The sequence below is a fragment of the Seonamhaeicola marinus genome, assembly GCF_008085455.1.
Genome location: NZ_VSDQ01000016.1, coordinates 1 through 561, shown reverse-complemented (window position 1 = coordinate 561; position 561 = coordinate 1). Strand labels below are relative to the sequence as shown.

Sequence of the window (561 nt, the reverse complement as noted above, 5' to 3'; positions counted from 1 at the left end):
TAATGTAAACAGGTGCTTCGGTAACATAATAAACACTTGGGTCTAGTGTAAAAATTTTAAAATACTTTTGGGTAAATAGTAAACCTAAACCTAAAACATTACCCCAAATTAACCCTAAAATAATTAAGTAAGACGCATTGTATAAAAATACTTTTCTAATGCTCCAATTACTTGAACCTAATGCTTTTAAAATACCTATCATTTGAGTACGCTCTAATATTAAAACTAAAAGCGCGGTAATCATATTAATACCAGCAACTAAAATCATTATACCAATTATACCATAAATGTTAGTATCAAAAATTTTAATCCATTCAAAAATAGAACTGTATTTATTGGTAATAGTTTGTGTGTTTAAAATTGATGGTGTGTTTTCATAAACCTGAGTTCCTTTTTGGTTTAATTCACTANTACGTTGTATGTGCCTAATATCGCCAATTATGTAATTTGCATCAAAATCTTGAAAACCTGAATTATAAATACCAACAATTTTATATGTTATTATATTAGGCAGTTTTTCTGGGTCTTCTTTAATAAAAACCATTTGAAATGTGTCATTCA

1 protein-coding gene is annotated in these 561 nt (G+C 27.1%); it reads right to left on the bottom strand.

Annotation, left to right across the window (positions count from 1 at the left end):
- A partial coding sequence (locus FUA24_RS00140; RefSeq protein WP_148539572.1) for an ABC transporter permease occupies nucleotides 1-561 on the bottom strand: 561 nt, incomplete at both ends.